Source organism: Sediminibacterium sp. GW821-FHT12F12, from assembly GCF_058806635.1.
This window is the reverse complement of record NZ_JBXAPW010000009.1, coordinates 143926-162879: the sequence shown is the minus strand read 5'-3', so window position 1 is coordinate 162879 and position 18954 is coordinate 143926. Positions and strand designations below refer to the sequence as shown.

Below are 18954 nucleotides of genomic sequence, written 5' to 3'. Positions count from 1 at the left end.
AATATTAAATAATATGAAAATCGAAATCATTGCTGAAATAGCGCAAGGATATGAGGGGAAGCCTGTACTTGCAGAATTACTGACAAAAGGATCAATTGTAGCTGGAGCAGATGCTATTAAATTTCAGTTAGTATATGCTGACGAATTATGTATACCTCAATATCCTTATTACGAATTGTTTAAATCTCTTGAAATGCCATTTGAAATCTGGAAAGAGATCTCAGATCGTATTAAAATGGAAAACAGAAAGTTATATTTTGATATATATGGCCCCGATAGTTTACAAGCAGCTTTAAAGTTGAATGCTGATGGAGTTAAAATATCTGCTACCGATTTCTATAATACAGATCTTATACAAGAAGCTGTGGCCAGTTTTTCACAGATATTTATATCATGCAGCGGTGTACCGGAGGAAGATCTTTCTCTTTTAATAAACAGTGTTTCTGAGAGGCATAAGATTACATTAATGCATGGATTTCAAGCTGAACCTACTGAAACAAAAGACAACCATCTTTTGAGAATTAGTACGCTAAAGAAAATATTTCCAGAAGTGCAAGTTGGATTTATGGATCATTCAGGAGGAGCCAGCGAAGAAGCTTTTCATTTAGCTTTAATTGCGATGGGGCAGGGTGTAAGTTGTATTGAAAAGCATATCACACTAGACTATAATCTGCAGATTGAAGATTATATTTCTGCACTTAGTATTGATCGTTTTATGAAGTTCGTAGGCATTATCAGATTATTAGAACCAGCATTGGGAAGTCCTGAGCTCTCTTTAATTGATAAAGAAATCGAATATAAAAAGAAAGCAGGAAAGGTTGCAGTTGCTCGGTATCCCTTAAAAAAGGGAACTATTATAACTAAATCTGATATCGTGCTAAAGCGAATCAGTGTTTTACCTGTTGAGGGTGTTTTTACACGAAAAGAAGATGTTGTTGGTAAAGAACTTCTAAGCGATATCTCAATAAATAGTGCAATTGAAAATTCAATATTAAAATGAGAAAACTTGTTGCATGCCTAGCCTGTAGAAATAATGGAAGTAGGTTGTATGGAAAGCCATTGCAAAACTTAGATGTGGAGGAGGGACTTACTGTATTGGATTATATTATTTCATCGATGAAGGTATATCCTGGAGTTGCAGATATTGTTCTTGGAATTAGTGAAGGTGTAGATAATATTTGTTTTATTGATGTAGCTCAAAAGCATAATATCAAGTATATTATTGGGGACGAAAATGATGTACTTAGCCGGCTCATTCAATGTTGCGAAGCTGCTGAAGGTACAGATATTTTCAGAGTTACTACCGAATCTCCATTTATGTATTTCGAGGCTATAGAAACTGCCTGGCGACTTCATGTTGAGAATGATTATGATTTTAGTATGTTAGATAACATGCCCGACGGATCAGGAATTGAGATTATACGTCTGGAAGCATATAAGCATAGCTGGGAACATGGTGATAGTCGGCATCGGTCAGAAATGTGTTCTCTATACATTCGAGAAAACAAAAAGAAGTTCAAAATACAGAATATAGAAGCTCCTGAAGAAATGAAACGTATGGATATCAGACTAACAATTGATTATCCTGAGGATTTGATTCTATGCCGCGCAGTATATAAGAGGTTCAAAGAGAAACGTCCCCTGATCCCACTCGCTGATATTATTTCCTTCCTGGACTCAAATCCTTTTTACAAACAACTGGTTTCTCCATATGTCGAAGATGGACTTAAAACAATGTACATTTAAAATTTGTTGAATTACTTATTGTTATTGTAATTAATAGAATGTCTGATTTATATAATTTCTTTTTCTCAGAGTTTGAGTTAGATGTAATTCCCAGAAATGATAATAAGCAACTCTGGCAATTGGTACTTGACAATGCTTCTTATGTTCCAGTTGATTACTTAAACGATACATTAGATTTTCAATATGTGTATGAAACTGGATTGGGCACTCAACTAGTAGACCTGTCTGTTATTATTAAGCATGATAGCCAGGTATGTGCTGTTTGGCCTCTTTCTTTCAAAGAAAGTAATGGCAGCGCAGAACTAAAATCATTTCATGCTTTTGTATTACCTCCACTTTTTGTTTCTAAAAGTTCAAAAAAAGTCAAAAAATCCATTTGTAAAGTTTGTATAAACTTAATGGAAAGCATATGTAGAAAGTCAGGAATCAAAACTATTACCTCCGAAGAAGTTTTTTTGAATAAAACAGGAATTAGTGAGTGGCACTATGAATTAGTCAGAAATGGTGCAATAGCACGATTAAAATATGAACTTTTAATTAATCTATCGTTAGATATAAATGATATTAAAACTCAATTTAGGAAAAGCTACAAATCTTTGATTAACTCAGGTTTGAAAATGTGGCAGGTTGGTATATTGAAACATGCAGATGAAGTTATTTGGCAAGAGTTTAGAGATCTGCATCTATATGTTTCTGGTAGAATAACGAGGTCTGAAGAGAGTTGGAACATGCATTTTAGTGTTCTTGAAAAAGGCAATGCTTTTCTTGTTTATCTCAGAGATATTGATGGAAGAATGATAGGTGGAGGTTTTTTTTTAACCTCACCAACTGAAGCCTCTTATGGTGTGGCAGCTTACGACCGTTCTCTTTTTGATAAACCAATTGGTCATGTTGTTCAGTTTATAGCAATTGGAGAAATGCAACGATTGAAAATTAGCTGGTACAAAATCGGGATTCGTGGTTTTTTAACTGATATACCAAAACCTTCGGAAAAAGAAATCAGGATTGCCGAATTTAAGGAGGGATTCGCATCAGATGTTTCTTCGAGATTTATATTAAATTATACAATTATATGAATTGTCGTAACTTAAGAAAGAATCAAGTGTAATTTCTTTGTATGCAGAAAAAGCATTTTTTTCTTTGGCCAGAAAGTAAATTATTTTTAGCTATTCGTTTTTTGTTTAAAAGAACTCCCGTTTCTGAAATCGAGAACAAATTTCAAAAAATGTTTCCTAGCGGACATCCTGTACTTTGTTCGAGTGGCAGAGCTTGTTTGTATATGGCATTAAAAGAGACCGGAATACAAAGAAATAATTTTATCGGATTGTTTCCATTTGCCAGTTTCTGTGTGATTGATTCAGCCGGAAGAGTGGGTTCAATATTATCCGGGGATGCTTCTTTAAAAGCTGACATTAGAATCGTATACCACCAGTGGGGCTATCCGCAAGAATTTAATTTACCATTAAACTCCATCGAGGACTGTGTTGATTCACTTTGCAATACCGAAACTGAGTTGTTCCCTGGTGGCGGTGCTTTCGAAATCTGGTCCTTACCTAAAATTTTAGGAACAACTTCAGGTGGTTTGCTTTGGTGTAAAGATGCGGACACAGCAAAGAGGATTAGACGTGCACGGGATAATGGGCGAACTGGTTTTTTTCAATGGGTTTTAAGACTAATGACAATAAAGTTCCCTTTTTTATATGACAGATGGCAAGGTGCTGAAGCTTGCTACAGAAAAGTGTCATTATTTCAGACAGGCGAAATTTTTAAGGCCATTAGTAAATGGGATGAATTCGTAAAGGATCGCTATGCCAAAATGCAAATAGTTTGGCCGGAAGCAGTTTGTTGGTTAAGTAAGCCAATTAGAAGATTGCCATCCGTGATCCCTGTTGAGACCACTTTAAATGATGAAAAAATATTTGAAATAGGTTTAACCGCAGGATATAGAACAATAGAAAGAGTAAACAATGACGGAAGCCGTGAACTTATTAAAGTTTTACCAATTCCGATACATCAGGATGTATCGGAAGAATGGCTAGAAATGGTAGTAAAAAATCTCCAAATGCACAAATCTAACAGGTCTTGATAGAAATAACATATATAGGGCTTGCACGGAACGTGATGGAAGTGGATAGTGCACTATGCTTAGCTACACAAGTTTTTAGATCTGAAATTGTTAGTCCGGATGAAGTTATAATAAAGCGAAATCTGATGTCTGTTCATAACACATTATCAGAGAAAGATGTCGTAGTTATGATTAATGATAATAATGAAGTTTGTGGCACCTGTTTTTTAATAGATCGTTTTTTCTTCAAAAAGTCCGAGAAATTAAAAGGAACATACCTGACATCTATCTGCATTTCTGCAGCTTATCGCGGAATGGGAAAATCTCGAAACCTGATGGAGTATGCTATAAAGGAATGTGAAAAACGAGGGTCAATATTCGCAATATTGATAGCAAGAAAAGCGGTTGATCACTATTATAATAAACTTCAATTTTGGGGAATATCGCAATATAGTAAGATACAAATCAGTAATTTACCGATTAAAAGTTCTACAAATAAATACAATGTAAAAAGTATTCAGGAGAAAGATATCAAAAGAGTAAATCAAATTTTCGAAAACACATATACTGATTTATATGGGTCTTGTGAACGAAATGAAATCTATTGGAACTTTATTATCTGGAAAGTGCAGTTGCAAAAAATAAAATTTGATGTTTTATGGTTAGATGAAACTATTGTTGGTTATGTCATTTATTCAGAATCTACTATTTTTGAGTGTGCAGCCGATAGTGGGGTTTGTTATTTAGATCTTTTGAAAAGTATACAGGTAAATTATCCTGCGATGGATAAGATCGAATTGCATGCATCTGATAAACACCCTATTGTTAAAGAGTTAGATTATGTCGATTTTACTATTTCGACAAGACAGTGTAGTTATGGTGGCCACATGGCAAGGGTAATAAATCCTAACAGACTCATCAAAATGCTAGAGCAAGAATTAGATGCAGTTTTCAGTAATGCAGTAGTTGATAATATCTCATTTTCGATAGATGGGGTTGACATTATATCACAAAATGGTAAAACAAGTATTTGCATAAATAGTTCACCTTATGATTATAGAACTACTTGCTTATTGATGGGAGCAAAGCAATTATCTATGAATTACCCTTATTTTAGTTTCCCTTCTTTCAATATTCCATTATTGGACCAGGCATAAATAACTCCTATAATATTATATCTTAAATGCCGTTGTGGAAAAATGAACACTTGTATTTAGCCTTTGATAACTTAATACAAAAAGTTGAAAAATGGAGTTGCAAGAAAGTATTCCCTATTTTGGGTTTCAATTCTTCCGTAATATTTGATAGGCTAATACAGCGTATCTGTGAATTAACATTTTATCCGTATAGTTCGATCTGTACTTCACGGAATAAATGCGGCAATCACCCTTTTCCAGAGGATGGTGAAATAATTCAATTAGCAGAGCTTTCTGTTGATATGAATCTGGGCAGTGTAAAAATCTCGACAAAGAAATTTCTACTTTGTATTTTCGAGTTTTTATTCCACTGGGTAAGGTTTATATCTGCTATATTTTATAAATTTTTTTCTGTTCATAAAATTGAAAATGCTACTACACTTGTTTTTGGCATTGATCCGGAAATTTTAACTCACGAAGGTAATGACAAGCAGTTCCTTAAATTTTGCAAAGAAGGTAGAATCAGGCCTTTGTCTGAAGCAAAACAAATAATAGTTCAGTGCAGGCAGAAAAATATAGTAAGTAGTCATTCTTTATTAGTATACACTCCGAATCCACTACTGTATTTGCTTAAATATGCTCAATTAGATTTTAAAAGTAGAATCGGATTGTTGTGGGAACTCCTTGTACTTCCATTTAGATGTTGCGTATTTTTCATTCGCTTTCCTTTGCTCGCTCTACTTTCTTATGATATAATTCAAGCGGTAATAGTCATACAATTAGAAGCTAAAGGATTTATAAAAGATGTAATACAAACAAATTCAAATTTTTTTGAGCAAACATTGTGGATGCGTGAACATAATTCAAAAAATTTCAAAGTGCATAAGGTGCACTATTCTCAAAATACACGCCCATTCGTATATAAAGATGATCCATTTATTGGATTTTTCCCTCCTTTCCGGCATGTAAAAGTTGATACACACTGGGTTTGGACGGTGGAATATAAAAAATATATGTATGAGTTGGGGCACAAAGGAGATGTAGAAGTAATTGGTCCGATTTTGTTTTATCCTCCTAAATCTGTTGATCCAAGAACAGATAATGAAATAAGAATCGCTATTTTTGACGTCACACCTGTTTATCTTGAATACTCGGAGAAGATCGGTATAATAAGGAACTATTATAGTTCAGATAATATGTTTGCTTTTATTTCAGGTATTTTGGAATCTTGTAAATGTTTGGAAATAGAAACTGGAAAAAAGGTTCGTTTTTTTTTAAAATCCAAACGTTCCTTTAAAAATAAAATACATGATGAAAAATATATTAGTTATATACGTCAGTTAGCTGAAACAAACCCTTACTTTACTTTACTAGAACACTCTGAAAACTTATTTTCATTAATTGAGAATTGTGATATCTCAATTTCGTATCCCTATACATCAGTCCCATATGTTTCTTCTTTCTTGAAAAAACCTGCTATTTATTTTGACGCAGGAGGAGAACTTGAAGAAACGTTTGAAAGGGACCCTTTCATAAGAGGGGCTTCCAACGAAAGAGAATTGAAAACAGTATTACGAGAGTTGTTGGCCACTTAAATTATCAACATTGGTTATTAAATTTTAAATTAACTAAACTGTATATGAATTTACTATTGACTTTTAAAAAAATCTTAAACACGTATTTAACACCTAGATTTTTGTTTAATATAGTTATTGATGACAAAGATTTCAGTGCCTTGCTAAATTCTACAGCGGATAAAAACAGTTTCTCATATAAGTTGAACCGGCGAATTAGAAAATTGCTTTTTTTCTGGCCTACGATTGTGGATGCCGATACATGGATCGATGGAGATTTTGGTAAATACCGAGATCCTTCTCACTTTAAAGACTTACGACCCGGTATTGATGTATTACTTTTAAAAAGTGTATTGGAGCTGGCTTCAGATACACAATCGCCCATATTAGACTTAGGTTGTAACAGTGGACGTCATCTCGAATATTTATACAATAATGGAATGAGAAATCTTTCAGGTGTAGATGTAATGAAGAACGCACTCCTGTATTTTAAAGATAGATGTCCGGAGGCGTACGCAAATTCACAAACATACCACGATTTCTTTCAACATTTTTTGCGCAATACACCGGATCAGAAATATGAAATTGTTTATACTGTAGGCGCAACAATTGAAATTGTTCATCCATCTTTTGATGTTATTGGAGAAATGTGCAGAGTAGCACAATCTTATGTCATAATCTTGGTCCAGGAAGACTATCATAGTTATCCTAGGTTTTATGTATCAGAGTTTGAAGGTCATAACTTTAAATTAATCGACTCACAACGACCCATCGGAGAATCAACTGTGAGTTTACTTGTCTTTAAGAAACTGAATTAAAAAATGCTGAATATTTCAGTTTGTAAAGCCAAAAAAAGAAATGCTTAAGTTAAACAAGTTGAAGAATGGGGGGTTCTATATCTTTTCTAGTGTTTTTACAAACCTTATACCGGTAATATCTATTGCAATTTTTACACGATTATTGTCGCCTGCTGATTACGGAGCGTACGCCTTGAGTCTCTTATATGGCTCTTTCCTGGTCAGTGTATGTAACTTCGGACTTCAAATTGGCTATGAAAGAGATTTTTTCGAAAAAAATCAAACCGATACAGTAAGTGGGGCACTTCTGTATACAACAATATTAGCTGTTCTTCTTTTAACAGTAGTTGTAGGGTGTGTAATCCTACTATTTCATAAGTTTTGGGAAATAGTGATTTTCAACCAGTCTAGCTACGGACTACTGTTTTTTTGGGCTTATGGTTATCTGGGGCTTGCGAGTATAAAGAACTATTTTATGACTTATTATAAAAATAGTGAGAATGCTAAGTCTTTTTTAATTTTTTCTGTATCCGAAGGAGTAATTTCACTTGCGTTGGCTTATGTGCTGATTAAATTCCTTAGTCTCGGAGTCATAGGGTTGGCTCTTAGCCAGTTTATTGCTGTATTGGCTGTTCTCCTTTATATGATTCTTCGTGTGACAGAAAAGTTGAAATTTAGTCTTGATTTCAACGCATTCAAAAAATCTTTTTTATCTAGTTTGCCCCTTACTCCGAAAATTTTTTTTGGAGTAATTAGCACCAATCTTGACAAAATACTTTTAGGGAAAATCAATCAACTTCAAGGCCTAGGTGTATATAATCTGGGTCAGAAGATCGGGTATGTTTCTTTTACATTTACAGTAGCAATTTATAATGTTTTTAGTCCGAGGGTTTACAAAGATATGTTTGGTTTAGGAGTAGAGGGTGGAAAATTAATTGGGTCATATCTTACCAAATATTTTTACATTACAATAGCTGGAATTTTATTGATTTCATTATTTTCTGAAGAATTGATTATTGTAATAACACCAGCACCATATCATGGAGCAGTTGAAATCGCTACTATATTTACGATGTTATATGGAATTTATTTTTTTGGAACAATCCCTCAGTTAATATATGCCAAAAAAACCGGCCTAACCTCGATACTTAGTTTAGTATTTATTTTTTTGAATTTTGTAATAATATACTTATTCATTCCTAAGTGGGGTGCTATTGGTGCAGCTTGGGGCTCTCTGGTATCAGGGATTATTATGGGGGGCATTAGTTTTTTTATTTCGCAAAAATTCTATAGGATTGACTGGGAATATTCTAAAATATTATACATATTAGGTTTATTTTTCAGTGCTTCCATTATCTTGATTGTACTTAGATATTATAAATTTAGTTTCATTGGCAGGCTCGGTTATAAGTGTTTTGTTGTCTGGATTTATTTCTTGTTGGGTAAAAAATATACATATATTCCGTCATTTACTTTTAGCAGCTTACTAAAGGCTTTGAAGAGTAGAATTTCCTCTAGTGGAACTACTGAAGAATGAGTAGACTAATTCAATTAATCGAAAAAGTTTTTTAGGCATAATGTATAAAAAAATTGTCAATGAATTTTTAAGATGGCTGGAAATGCCTATAGCTATGATGCCAGGAATTACAGGCTCATGGGTACGATCTTTTTTTTACCAAAAAATATTCGGTAATAGCTGCAAGCTGTTAGTAGGTACGGGTTGTCAATTTATTTCCCGAAAGGAAATACTGTTTAGTGGTAAAATTTATATTGGTCGTAATTGTTTTTTCACTGCAGAAGGGGGAAGGATTATAATTGATGGTGGCGCTAGATTTAATGTCAATTGTCATATTAATGCTGCTGGTGGAGGGACGATTCACATCGGGAAAGATTGTATGATTGGACCAAATGTAGTAATGCGATCTGCTAATCATAAATTTGATAGAGTTGATATTAACATGGTTTATCAAGGTCACACTTATGCTAACATTATTATCGAGGAAGATGTTTGGTTAGGCACAAATGTTATTGTTCTTCCAGGAGTCACCATTGGTAAAGGGGCTGTAGTAGGAGCTGGTTCCGTAGTTACTAAAGATATTCCTAAGATGGCTATAGCCGTTGGAGTACCGGCTAAAGTCATTAAATATAGAGGAGAGAATATGAATTAAATGTTTTATCAGTTAAACAAAAAATAATGAATACTTACGTTAGTGATTTTTTCAATTTAGACGGAAAAGTTGTTATACTTTCTGGAGCAGGAGGACATTTGGTTAGTCAAATGTCACGTAGCCTTGCAAAAGCAGGTATGAAAGTGATATGTTGTGATTTCAATATGGAATCTGCTCAAAATGTAGTTGACCAGATCATTGCAGATGGTAATGTTGGACTCGCACTGCAAATGGATGTTAGAAAAAAGGAGGATCATCAATATGCTTTGAAAACAGCTCTTACTCAATTTGGGAGGCTTGATTGTGTTTTGAACGGAGCTGGAGCTAACGCACCTACCCCATTTCTTCACATTCCATTAGAAGAATGGAATAATATTATTGAAATTCAGCTTACAGGTACCATGTTAGCATGTCAGGTTTATGGTGAGTACATGGTTGAAAAAAAATGCGGGTCGATAATTAACATTAGTTCAGCTTCTTCTGGCCCTCCTCTTTCGAAAGCGTTTACCTATTCTGTTGCCAAAGCTGGAGTTAAAAATCTAACACAAAATTTGGCACGCGAATGGGGCACAGAGGGTGTGCGGGTTAACGCCTTAAGGCCTGGTTTTTTCCCTAATGAGTGGTCTATGAAAAATTTTATTACTGCAGAAAGAGAAGCATCTATTCATAATCATACTGCAATGAAAAGATATGGTACTCCAGAAGAATTAGTAGGTGCTATCATGTGGCTTTTTTCTGATGCAGCGAGTTTTGTAACTGGTGCAGAAATTGCCGTGGATGGTGGATTTACTGCAATGACTATTTGATCAGTTTAAGATTAATTTATGACAGTAGCTCAGCAATTATATAAAGAGTATTACAGTGACAGTTTAGCGCTTACGGAAACCGATGTAGCTTCTTCTCATTGGAAAAACTTTTCAAAAAAATTTGAAGTAAAAATAGATAGTGATGGTCAAATTAAAAAAATGCAAGGTTATGGTTTTGGGGAGAGTGATAAGACAAGTTTAATTTCTTTGCTCGCTGCTAGGATTGGCAATTCACTTTTGTTGTCACGACTCCATTATAAGGGCCTTTCAGATTATATAGTAGAAGCAAAAACTATTGTGAGATCTATGGGTCTTCAATTTTCGCAAGATGCATTTCGTCAGGCATGTACAAGCTTTCTGATACAGAACTTTATTTCAAAGAATGGTATCGAGAATAAGAATTTTCTCATTATAGGAGATGGTCATGGAATTTTGTCTGCTCTGCTAGCTGAAAAATATCCGCGTTCCAGGATTTTTCTAATTGACTTAGGGGCAACGCTGTATTTTCAGGCCTTTTACCTTGGCAATAAATTTAAGGATCGATTGCATACTTTGCTGACAAACAACGAATCCACATTGCCTGAAAATGGCTTTTTTTATTGCCCTGCAGACAAAATATTCAACTTTATAGTTGATAAAATTGATATTGCCATTAATGTTGCCTCAATGCAGGAAATGACAATTGATGTTGTTAATAGCTATTTTACATTATTGAGAGAGAAAAAAACAAACTTATTATATTGTTGTAACCGGCTGGAAAAAACTCTTCCTGATGGAAAAGTGACAAGATTTAAGGAATATGCATGGAAAGAATCTGATCAGTATATTATAGATGAAAAATGTCCTTGGCATCAGTATTTTTTCGGAAATTCTAAAGCGAAAAATGTACTTCTTTTCGGCTTCATTCCTATTCCCTTTTTGCATAGATATGATGGGGTGCATTGGCATAGGCTTACCTATCTCTCAAACGATAAAAATAATTAAATTGAGTATGAAACGCACTGTTCTTATAACTGGTGGGTCAAGAGGACTGGGGGCAACTATTGTTAAAACATTTTACGAAGCAGGATACAATGTAGCAATACTGGCGCGAGTAGATTCAGGGTTGGCTGATAAACTTGGAGACAGAGCTAAGTTTTTTAAATTGGATGTTACTAGAGTCAATGAAATTAGACAAGTAGTTACTAATGTGACTAAATGGGCCGGAAGGATAGATACATTAGTCAATAATGCCGGCTATTCAGCATGGAAACCATTAGCTGAAATTGACGAATTTTTTTGGAATGAAATGATTAATACTAATTTAAAAGGCCTTTTTTTTGTAACACAAGCTGTAGAAAGAGAAATGGCACAAGGGGCATCAATTATTAATATATCTAGTCTAGCTGGCAAACGGGGGAGTGCAAATAATAGTGTTTATTGCGCAAGTAAATTTGGTGTTAATGGTGTTACTCAGTCTTTGGCAAAAGAGCTGGGACATAAGGGTATAAGGGTTAATGCTGTATGTCCTGTTTACATACGGACGGCTGGGTTAGAAGCGGCCTTGAAAGAAGTAAGCTCTCCATTAAGAGGAAGTGAAATGAATACATTTTTAGAAAATTTTGCTCAAACACAAACCGCTTTAGGAATATTACCAACGGAACAACAGGTTGCAGACACATGTTTATTTTTGGCATCAGATCAGGCTGGTGCAATAACTGGTCAGTGCATAAATGTAGATTGCGGTGTTTTACCCCAGTAAACCTAAATACATTTTAATTAGCATGTATTACTGTTTAACATATCTGAAATTTATATCCGAATGAGTACAATTACGAGTGATAAAGTGGTTGAAATCATAACTAATGAGTTCAAAGACCTAGGAACATCAATTACAATAGAATCTTCCATGGATAATACAATGGATTGGGATTCGTTGATTCATTTAGGTGTTCTTGTTGCATTGGACACTGAACTAGATGGACAAGTATCGAAAATAAAAAAGATAGCTGGTTGCCAATCTGTGAAAGCAATTATTGAATGTTTGCGAGAGAATGGGTTAATTAATGACATATGAAATCTGTTATAGCTAATATCGAATATTATCTACCCACTCATATTGAAGATGGCAATCATCTAAGTATAGACAATCCCGAATGGCGAATCTCTGATATTGAGGATAAAACGGGTATTAAAAAAAGGCATATTTCAGCTACTAATGAAACTGCTTCAGATTTAGCTGTTTTTGCCGCTGAAAAATTATTCCATAATGGAGTGAAAAGAGAAACAATAGATTGTTTGATTTTTGTTACACAATCTCCTGATTATGTTTTACCTGCTACTGCATGTGTTATCCACGAAAGATTAGGACTGAATAATAGCTGTTTAGCATTTGATGTAAATCAAGGTTGTTCTGGATTTGTTGTTGGGTTAGGCCTGGCATCTTCTGTTATAGAATCAAATATTGCCCAAAATGTATTGTTGTTATGCGGAGAAACATACACGAAATATATTAATAAGAACGACCGAACCTGCAGGCCATTATTTAGTGATGGGGCAGCTGCAACGTTGGTGCAGGCATCAGAAACAGATTGCATAGGTCCATTTGAATTTGGGACTGATGGATCAGGTGCCTGTAATCTCATTGTAGAAAATAGTGGCTCAAGAAAAATTGATAAAAATCTTGAGAATGAGGCATCTAAAATTTTCATGAATGGTTCTGAGGTATTCATGTTTACAATGGATATGGTTCCCAAATCTGTTTTGTCACTGCTACAAAAGTCAAAAAAATCAATAGATGATATCGACTTGTTTATATTTCATCAAGCGAGTAAGCTGGTGCTTTCGAATATTCAACGAAGACTTAAAATTGACAATTCCAGAATTTTTAACAATATTGAGAATATTGGCAACACTGTTTCGGCTACCATACCTATTGCTCTTAAAGATGCTGTCGACCAAAACCGTATAAAAAATGGTGATACGATAGTACTTGTCGGTTTTGGAGTAGGGTATTCGTGGGCTGCCTGTTTGATCAAGTACCATAATTTTTTTAACTAATGCAACAATGTAAATATGAATAATTGCAACATTACAATTGTGATTCCGGCAAGAATGGCATCGTCAAGGTACCCTGGTAAACCACTTGAACCCATTTTAGGGCTACCGTTGATAGAACATGTAAGACGTAGAGCTTTATTGGCGAAGGAGGCTGATTTGGTTGTTGTAGCAACTTGTGATGTAGAGATTAAAAACGCTGTTGAAGCCGCAGGAGGAAAAGTTGTAATGACAAAAAATACGCACGAGCGTTGTACTGACAGAATTGAGGAAGCTTCACAAAGTCTTCCAGGTGATATAATTGTTATGGTACAGGGTGATGAACCTTTGTTGGTGCCAGATGCAATAACTAGTGTAGTTCAACCGCTGCTACAGGATCCATCTTTGGGTATTTCGAATTTACTATCTCCCCTAGAATCAAAGGAAGATTATGTTAATCCTAATATAGTAAAAGCAGCCTGCAATATAAAGGGTGATATTATTTTCTTTTCTCGCTCGTGTATTCCTTATTTTCGTGAACAAATATCGGTTCCTGTATATAGGCAAACTGGTATAATGGCCTTTAGAAAGGAGACTTTGAAAGCTTTTAGCTTGCTTCCGGAAACACCTTTGGAAAGGGCTGAATCGGTAGATATGTTTAGAGCACTGGAGCATGATATGAGAATAGCTGGTGTAGTTACAGAGTACGGTACGATTGGTGTAGATAAGGCTAGTGACGTTCCACTTGTTGAAGCACTGATTAAAAATGATAAATTGCAATCTGACTTATTTAATTTAATATATATAAATTAATCGATGAGTAATAAAATTAAAGTTGGGATTATAGGGTATGGCTATATGGGCCAGATCAGGGCTCGTAATGTAAACGACCATCCTGATATGTTACTCATGGGTATATGTGATCCTAATCGAAGGGAAGAGATTTTGTCCAACCAAATACCTTACTTTGAATCCTGGCAAGATCTAATCGATTCAGACATTGACGCATTGATAGTGTGTACCCCAAATTTTGCTATACCGGAAATAGCTATACATGCTATGAATCATGGAAAAAATGTTTTTTGTGAAAAACCGCCAGGAAGAAATTACAACGACATAAAGATGATTCGTGATGCAGAAATGTCAAATCCAAATGTCAAACTAATTTTTGGTTTTAACCATAGGCATCATCCCGGAATAACAGATGCAAAATCGATTATTGACTCTGGCTCTTTAGGAGAAATACTTACCCTTCGCGGAGTGTATGGTAAAGGCGGTGGTTATGATTATAATACATCGTGGAGAAATGATATAAACATTTCAGGGGGGGGTATTCTGTTAGATCAAGGAATACATATGCTTGACTTGTTTCGTTATTTTGTAGGAGATTTTTCCGAAATAAAAGGAATGAGGGGTATTACCGCTTTCGATATTGATGTAGAGGATAATTCTGTGGTGATCTTAAGAACTTCCAGAGGCCAATTGGCACAACTACATTCATCTGCCACATCATGGAAACACACATTCCGCCTAGAAATCGGATGTAGTAAAGGCTATGCAGTCATTAGCGGCCTTTTATCCAAAACGGGAAGTTATGGCCGCGAAACCCTTGTAATCGGTAGACGTCCTTCTCCAAATGAAAAAATGGCTGTTGGTAATCCACGTGAGGAAACAACTTATTATGATCACGACCCATCCTGGGATATAGAAATCGCTCATTTTGCAGAATGTATAAAATATAATAGGCCAATTGAAAAGGGTACTTCTATAGATGCTTTGAAAGTGATGGAAATAATTGATGAGGTATATAAGTTACCCATCGTTCATATGAATAAATGATACTAATACATGAAAACAGTTGTGTCCGTAAATGAAATTTCTGAGTTTGAAATAAAACCTAAGGTTGAGCTTTCTCAATGGAAAACACTTGTCGTTGAAGAAGCTTCTTCTCGATGGCAGAAAAGAGATGGGTGGGATAACATTGTCTGCCCACTATGTAATAGTAAAGAATCCACGCCTGCTTTCCATAAATCAGGATTCTCTTATGTGGAATGTGATGAATGCAAAAGCCTTTTTGTAGAACAAAGACCTGACTCTAAAGAACTTAACTGGTGGTACACTCAGTCGAAGTCTTCAGAGTTTTGGAGGGATACAATACTAAAATTAAGTGCACCTTCTAGAAATGCTAAAATTATAGAGCCCAGGGCACAATGGATAATGGATGGCATTTCCGAATACATGCCAAATCGGCACCCTAGTGAAATCCGGTATACGGATATCTCTTTCTTTGGAAAGATGCTGATAGATAAAGTGGCTGAAATATCTCCAAACATGCACATAACTTCAGGTGGGATCACTTCAAAGAATGAGATCTATCTATCTCCTGAAGTAAACGTACAGACATTGACTTCTATAGATGAGCTCAGTACCCTTGGTTCAACTGATATAGTAGTAGCTATAGATGTACTTGATCGGATACCAAATTTTAACTCCTTGCTAAATCAGTTGGATGGAATACTCAATGCTGGCGGCTTGTTCTTTGCAACTTGCCCTGTTTCGAGTGGCTTTGAAATCCAATCTTTGTGGGATAAATCACCAACTATTCTTCCTCCAGATAAATTAAATTTGTTTTCAATTAAAGGATTACTTTCTGTTCTTTCAGCTCATTCCAAATGGGAGGTACTTGAATTAAGTACACCTGGAATGTTTGATATAGAGTTAATCAAGCAGCAACTTTCAAACTCTCCTAAAAATCAATGGCCGCGGGCACTTCATGCTTTACTTGATGGAATTAATAACCAAGGGATTGGGTTATTCACCGAATATCTGCAATCACAAAGACTCTCTTCTTTTGCAAGGATTGTTCTTCGCAAACAAAACGATAAAATATTTTAATACTATATGTTAGCAGATAAGATCAAATCCAAAATTGGAAATAATATACCATCTATAGGTTCTTGGATGTCGATGGCTCATCCATCAATTGCCGAAATACTTGCATTGGCCGGGTATGATTGGGTTGTTATTGAAACCGAGCATACCGCCATTGATGTTTCAGAGGTACTAAGACTTATTATAGCAATAGAACAAAGGGGATGTGTTCCTTTAGTTCGTCTTGCCTGGGTTGATCCTATTCAAGCTAAAGCTGTTTTAGATTCTGGTGCAGCGGGGGTTATTGTTCCGATGGTTAATACTAAGGCTGATGCTGAATTGGCTGTTAATATGACAAAATATCCTCCACTTGGCTTTAGAGGGGTAGGCCTTTCAAGAGCACATGGTTATGGCAAATATTTTAAAAGCTATGTAGAAAATGCTAATAAGGACACACTACTAATATTACAGATAGAGCATATTGATGCTGTAAATAATATTGATGAGATTTTGTCTGTACCAGGGATCGATGGTACATTCATTGGTCCATATGACCTTTCCATGTCACTTGGAATCCCGGGAGAGATTACACATCCGCTTGTAGTAGAAGCCCAAAAAAGGGTTCTGGACGCAACACTTAAGAAAGGGCTTGCAGCAGGGATTCATTTTGTGCATCCTAAAACAGCAGCACTGGATTGTAAAGCTGCCATTGAACAAGGATATTGTTTCATTGCAGTAGGAACTGATATTCTTTTTCTGGGTGATAATGCCACCCAACTTAATACAGAAATAAACAATATGATAGCCTCATGAAAAACAGCTATATACCAGACGCCTTGTCTGTTATAATATTTGATTTTGATGGTGTTATTGTTGAGTCCAATGGCATTAAAGACGAGATATTTCAGAATATATTTAAAAGATATCCTGAAGTTTATGAAAAAGCATATTACTATCATACCTCCAATGTTTTTGAGTCACGGGTTAAAAAATTCCAATTTTTAGCAAAGCTATTGGGTGAAGAACATAATGATGTATTTATAAACAAAATGCTTCTGGAATTCTCATACCTGACCCTTGAAAAAATGAAGTCAGTATCTTTTGTTAATGGCGCAAAAGAATTTCTTCAAAATTTTTCTCCCAGACTACCTCTTTATTTAGCTTCTGTAACACCTATTGAAGATCTGGAAATAATAGTTTCCAATCTTGGCATCAGACAATACTTCAAAGGAGTATATGGATGCCCGCCATGGAAAAAATCAGATGCTGTTTTGGACATTCTTCGGAGAGAAGGAACTGATGCTCGAAATGTAATACTGATAGGTGATTCTGCCGGAGATCAAAGTGCCGCAACTTTAGCAGGAGTTAGTTTCATTGGCAGAAACAGCGGATTACATTTTAATGATCCGCAACCAGTAATAGTTAATGACTTAGCGGAAATCGCTTTATTGATCAACGAAACTTTATATGAAAAATAATATTTTTGTAGCATTATCAACATTTGCAGCTGATGATAATCGACCTTTAGAAATTTTACAGGAATCTGGTTTCTCTTATAAGATACACAAAACAGGAAAAAGAATAACTACCGAAGAATTACTTCGTGATGCAACTGATTCTGAGGTGATTGTAGCAGGAGTAGAACCTTATGATAGATTTTTGTTAGATAAACTCCTTGTATTGCGTTGTATTTCACGTTGTGGAGTAGGTGTTGATGCAATAGATCTGGAAGCTGCCCGGGAAAAGAACATTACTGTAGCTAATACACCAACCATACCGGTACAAGCTGTTGCGGAGCTCGCCTTGACTATGTTCCTTAGTCTGAGCAGAAATATTGTAACACAATCAAATATTTTGAAACAAGGAAGGTGGGAGAAATTAACAGGACATCTCCTCGCTGGGAGGACTGTTGGACTGATTGGATTTGGCCGAATTGGGCAACGGGTTGCGGAACTTTGTAAGGCTTTTGGTTCTGATGTAATAGTTTTTGACCCATATGTTAATCCAGAGTTAGCCAAAAAGACAGGCGTATTGCTTGTATCAAAATCCCAATTGTTAGAAACTGCTGATATTGTTTCTTTACATGCGTCTAAAACATCGGATACAACAGTATTGATTGGAGGGGAGGAACTCAACTTAATGAAGCAAGATGCTATTCTTGTAAACTTATCCCGGGGTGAAATGGTTGATGAAGTGGCTTTATTAGAAGTCTTGGAAAAAGGAAAACTAAAAGGTGTAGGATTAGATGTCTTCAATACAGAACCTTATCAGGGCCCTTTTTATAAATTTGATAGAGTCCTGGTAACGCCGCATTCGGCAACGTTAACTTATGAAACTCGCTCAGCAATGGAAATACAATGTATAGAAAATGCTATAGCTTTTTTAAAGGGTGAACTCGATTTAGGAAGACTTGTTATCTGACTTTTTCTGATTTTTTTCCGCTATTAATTGTTGAAATTCATTCCTTTAATCTGTTTCTTTTATAAGTACAGATATAAATGAAATATCATATACCTGCTTTATTGCAATTTTTTTATTTCTTGTAAAAAATGATGTAAAATTGAAAATATGGACCAAATCCAATCTCTTAAAAGTATATGATGTTTATGGAAGTTGTACCTGCCTATAAATCCTGATTTTACTCTGTTAGCTGATTCACGAATGAATGAAGAATATTTTGTAAGTTTACAAAATATATATAAACTAAATATGATATCTTTTTTGTCCGCTAGGATCTACGATTTAATACTTAAATGTTTTTTTTAATTAATCTTTA

Annotated in this window: 20 protein-coding genes; all 20 read left to right on the top strand. The window is 35.2% G+C overall.

Features of this window, described 5'->3' with window-relative positions; translation table 11 throughout:
- The first annotated feature begins 13 nt into the window (after positions 1 to 13).
- Genes AC1RNB_RS13590 through AC1RNB_RS13495 form a run of 20 tightly spaced genes read left to right on the top strand, consistent with a single transcriptional unit; the run spans position 14 to position 18599 of the window.
- On the top strand, positions 14 to 1000 hold the full coding sequence (locus AC1RNB_RS13590; RefSeq protein WP_493083625.1) for an N-acetylneuraminate synthase family protein: 987 nt from the start codon (positions 14 to 16) through the stop codon (positions 998 to 1000).
- Positions 997 to 1746, top strand: a complete 750-nt coding sequence (locus AC1RNB_RS13585; RefSeq protein WP_493083623.1) for a cytidylyltransferase domain-containing protein — start codon at positions 997 to 999, stop codon at positions 1744 to 1746. The genes AC1RNB_RS13590 and AC1RNB_RS13585 overlap by 4 nt, the downstream gene beginning before the upstream one ends.
- A gap of 38 nt (positions 1747 to 1784) precedes the next feature.
- Entirely contained in the window at positions 1785 to 2822 is a 1038-nt protein-coding gene (locus AC1RNB_RS13580; RefSeq protein ID WP_493083621.1) for a FemAB family protein, read from the top strand.
- 41 nt (positions 2823 to 2863) lie between these two features.
- Positions 2864 to 3832: a putative PLP-dependent aminotransferase gene (locus AC1RNB_RS13575; RefSeq protein ID WP_493083619.1), complete on the top strand. Its 969-nt coding sequence runs from the start codon at positions 2864 to 2866 to the stop codon at positions 3830 to 3832.
- Positions 3829 to 4968 carry a GNAT family N-acetyltransferase gene (locus AC1RNB_RS13570; protein ID WP_493083617.1) on the top strand — a complete coding sequence of 380 codons (1140 nt, stop codon included), beginning with the start codon at positions 3829 to 3831 and terminating at the stop codon, positions 4966 to 4968. Before AC1RNB_RS13575 ends, AC1RNB_RS13570 begins: the two co-directional genes overlap by 4 nt.
- Positions 4969 to 4994: 26 nt before the next feature.
- Positions 4995 to 6542 carry a polysaccharide biosynthesis PFTS motif protein gene (locus tag AC1RNB_RS13565; RefSeq protein ID WP_493083616.1) on the top strand — a complete coding sequence of 516 codons (1548 nt, stop codon included), beginning with the start codon at positions 4995 to 4997 and terminating at the stop codon, positions 6540 to 6542.
- A 44-nt stretch (positions 6543 to 6586) separates the two neighbouring features.
- Positions 6587 to 7339 carry a class I SAM-dependent methyltransferase gene (locus AC1RNB_RS13560; protein WP_493083614.1) on the top strand — a complete coding sequence of 251 codons (753 nt, stop codon included), beginning with the start codon at positions 6587 to 6589 and terminating at the stop codon, positions 7337 to 7339.
- Between the two features lie 40 nt (positions 7340 to 7379).
- Positions 7380 to 8855: a lipopolysaccharide biosynthesis protein gene (locus AC1RNB_RS13555; RefSeq protein ID WP_493083612.1), complete on the top strand. Its 1476-nt coding sequence runs from the start codon at positions 7380 to 7382 to the stop codon at positions 8853 to 8855.
- Between the two features lie 40 nt (positions 8856 to 8895).
- Entirely contained in the window at positions 8896 to 9486 is a 591-nt protein-coding gene (locus AC1RNB_RS13550) for an acyltransferase (RefSeq protein ID WP_493083610.1), read from the top strand.
- A 26-nt stretch (positions 9487 to 9512) separates the two neighbouring features.
- Positions 9513 to 10292: an SDR family oxidoreductase gene (locus AC1RNB_RS13545; RefSeq protein WP_493083608.1), complete on the top strand. Its 780-nt coding sequence runs from the start codon at positions 9513 to 9515 to the stop codon at positions 10290 to 10292.
- Positions 10293 to 10310: 18 nt separating this feature from the next.
- Complete coding sequence (locus AC1RNB_RS13540; protein WP_493083606.1) at positions 10311 to 11276, top strand: putative sugar O-methyltransferase; 966 nt, start codon at positions 10311 to 10313, stop codon at positions 11274 to 11276.
- Between the two features lie 7 nt (positions 11277 to 11283).
- The gene (locus tag AC1RNB_RS13535; RefSeq protein WP_493083604.1) at positions 11284 to 12033 is read left to right on the top strand and encodes an SDR family NAD(P)-dependent oxidoreductase; all 750 of its coding nucleotides are present in this window, start codon (positions 11284 to 11286) and stop codon (positions 12031 to 12033) included.
- A gap of 60 nt (positions 12034 to 12093) precedes the next feature.
- Positions 12094 to 12348 (top strand): hypothetical protein, encoded by a 255-nt coding sequence (locus tag AC1RNB_RS13530; protein WP_493083603.1) that lies wholly within the window; start codon positions 12094 to 12096, stop codon positions 12346 to 12348.
- The gene (locus tag AC1RNB_RS13525) at positions 12345 to 13331 is read left to right on the top strand and encodes a 3-oxoacyl-ACP synthase III family protein (RefSeq protein WP_493083601.1); all 987 of its coding nucleotides are present in this window, start codon (positions 12345 to 12347) and stop codon (positions 13329 to 13331) included. Before AC1RNB_RS13530 ends, AC1RNB_RS13525 begins: the two co-directional genes overlap by 4 nt.
- 15 nt (positions 13332 to 13346) lie before the next feature.
- Complete coding sequence (kdsB, locus tag AC1RNB_RS13520; RefSeq protein WP_493083599.1) at positions 13347 to 14120, top strand: 3-deoxy-manno-octulosonate cytidylyltransferase; 774 nt, start codon at positions 13347 to 13349, stop codon at positions 14118 to 14120.
- A 3-nt stretch (positions 14121 to 14123) separates the two neighbouring features.
- On the top strand, positions 14124 to 15146 hold the full coding sequence (locus AC1RNB_RS13515; RefSeq protein ID WP_493083597.1) for a Gfo/Idh/MocA family protein: 1023 nt from the start codon (positions 14124 to 14126) through the stop codon (positions 15144 to 15146).
- Positions 15147 to 15155: 9 nt separating this feature from the next.
- Positions 15156 to 16202 (top strand): class I SAM-dependent methyltransferase, encoded by a 1047-nt coding sequence (locus AC1RNB_RS13510; protein WP_493083596.1) that lies wholly within the window; start codon positions 15156 to 15158, stop codon positions 16200 to 16202.
- Between the two features lie 6 nt (positions 16203 to 16208).
- On the top strand, positions 16209 to 16991 hold the full coding sequence (locus tag AC1RNB_RS13505) for an HpcH/HpaI aldolase family protein (protein ID WP_493083594.1): 783 nt from the start codon (positions 16209 to 16211) through the stop codon (positions 16989 to 16991).
- On the top strand, positions 16988 to 17656 hold the full coding sequence (locus AC1RNB_RS13500; RefSeq protein ID WP_493083592.1) for an HAD family hydrolase: 669 nt from the start codon (positions 16988 to 16990) through the stop codon (positions 17654 to 17656). The genes AC1RNB_RS13505 and AC1RNB_RS13500 overlap by 4 nt, the downstream gene beginning before the upstream one ends.
- Positions 17646 to 18599, top strand: coding sequence for a phosphoglycerate dehydrogenase (locus AC1RNB_RS13495; protein ID WP_493083590.1), 954 nt, complete (start codon positions 17646 to 17648; stop codon positions 18597 to 18599). Before AC1RNB_RS13500 ends, AC1RNB_RS13495 begins: the two co-directional genes overlap by 11 nt.
- Positions 18600 to 18954 lie beyond the last annotated feature (355 nt).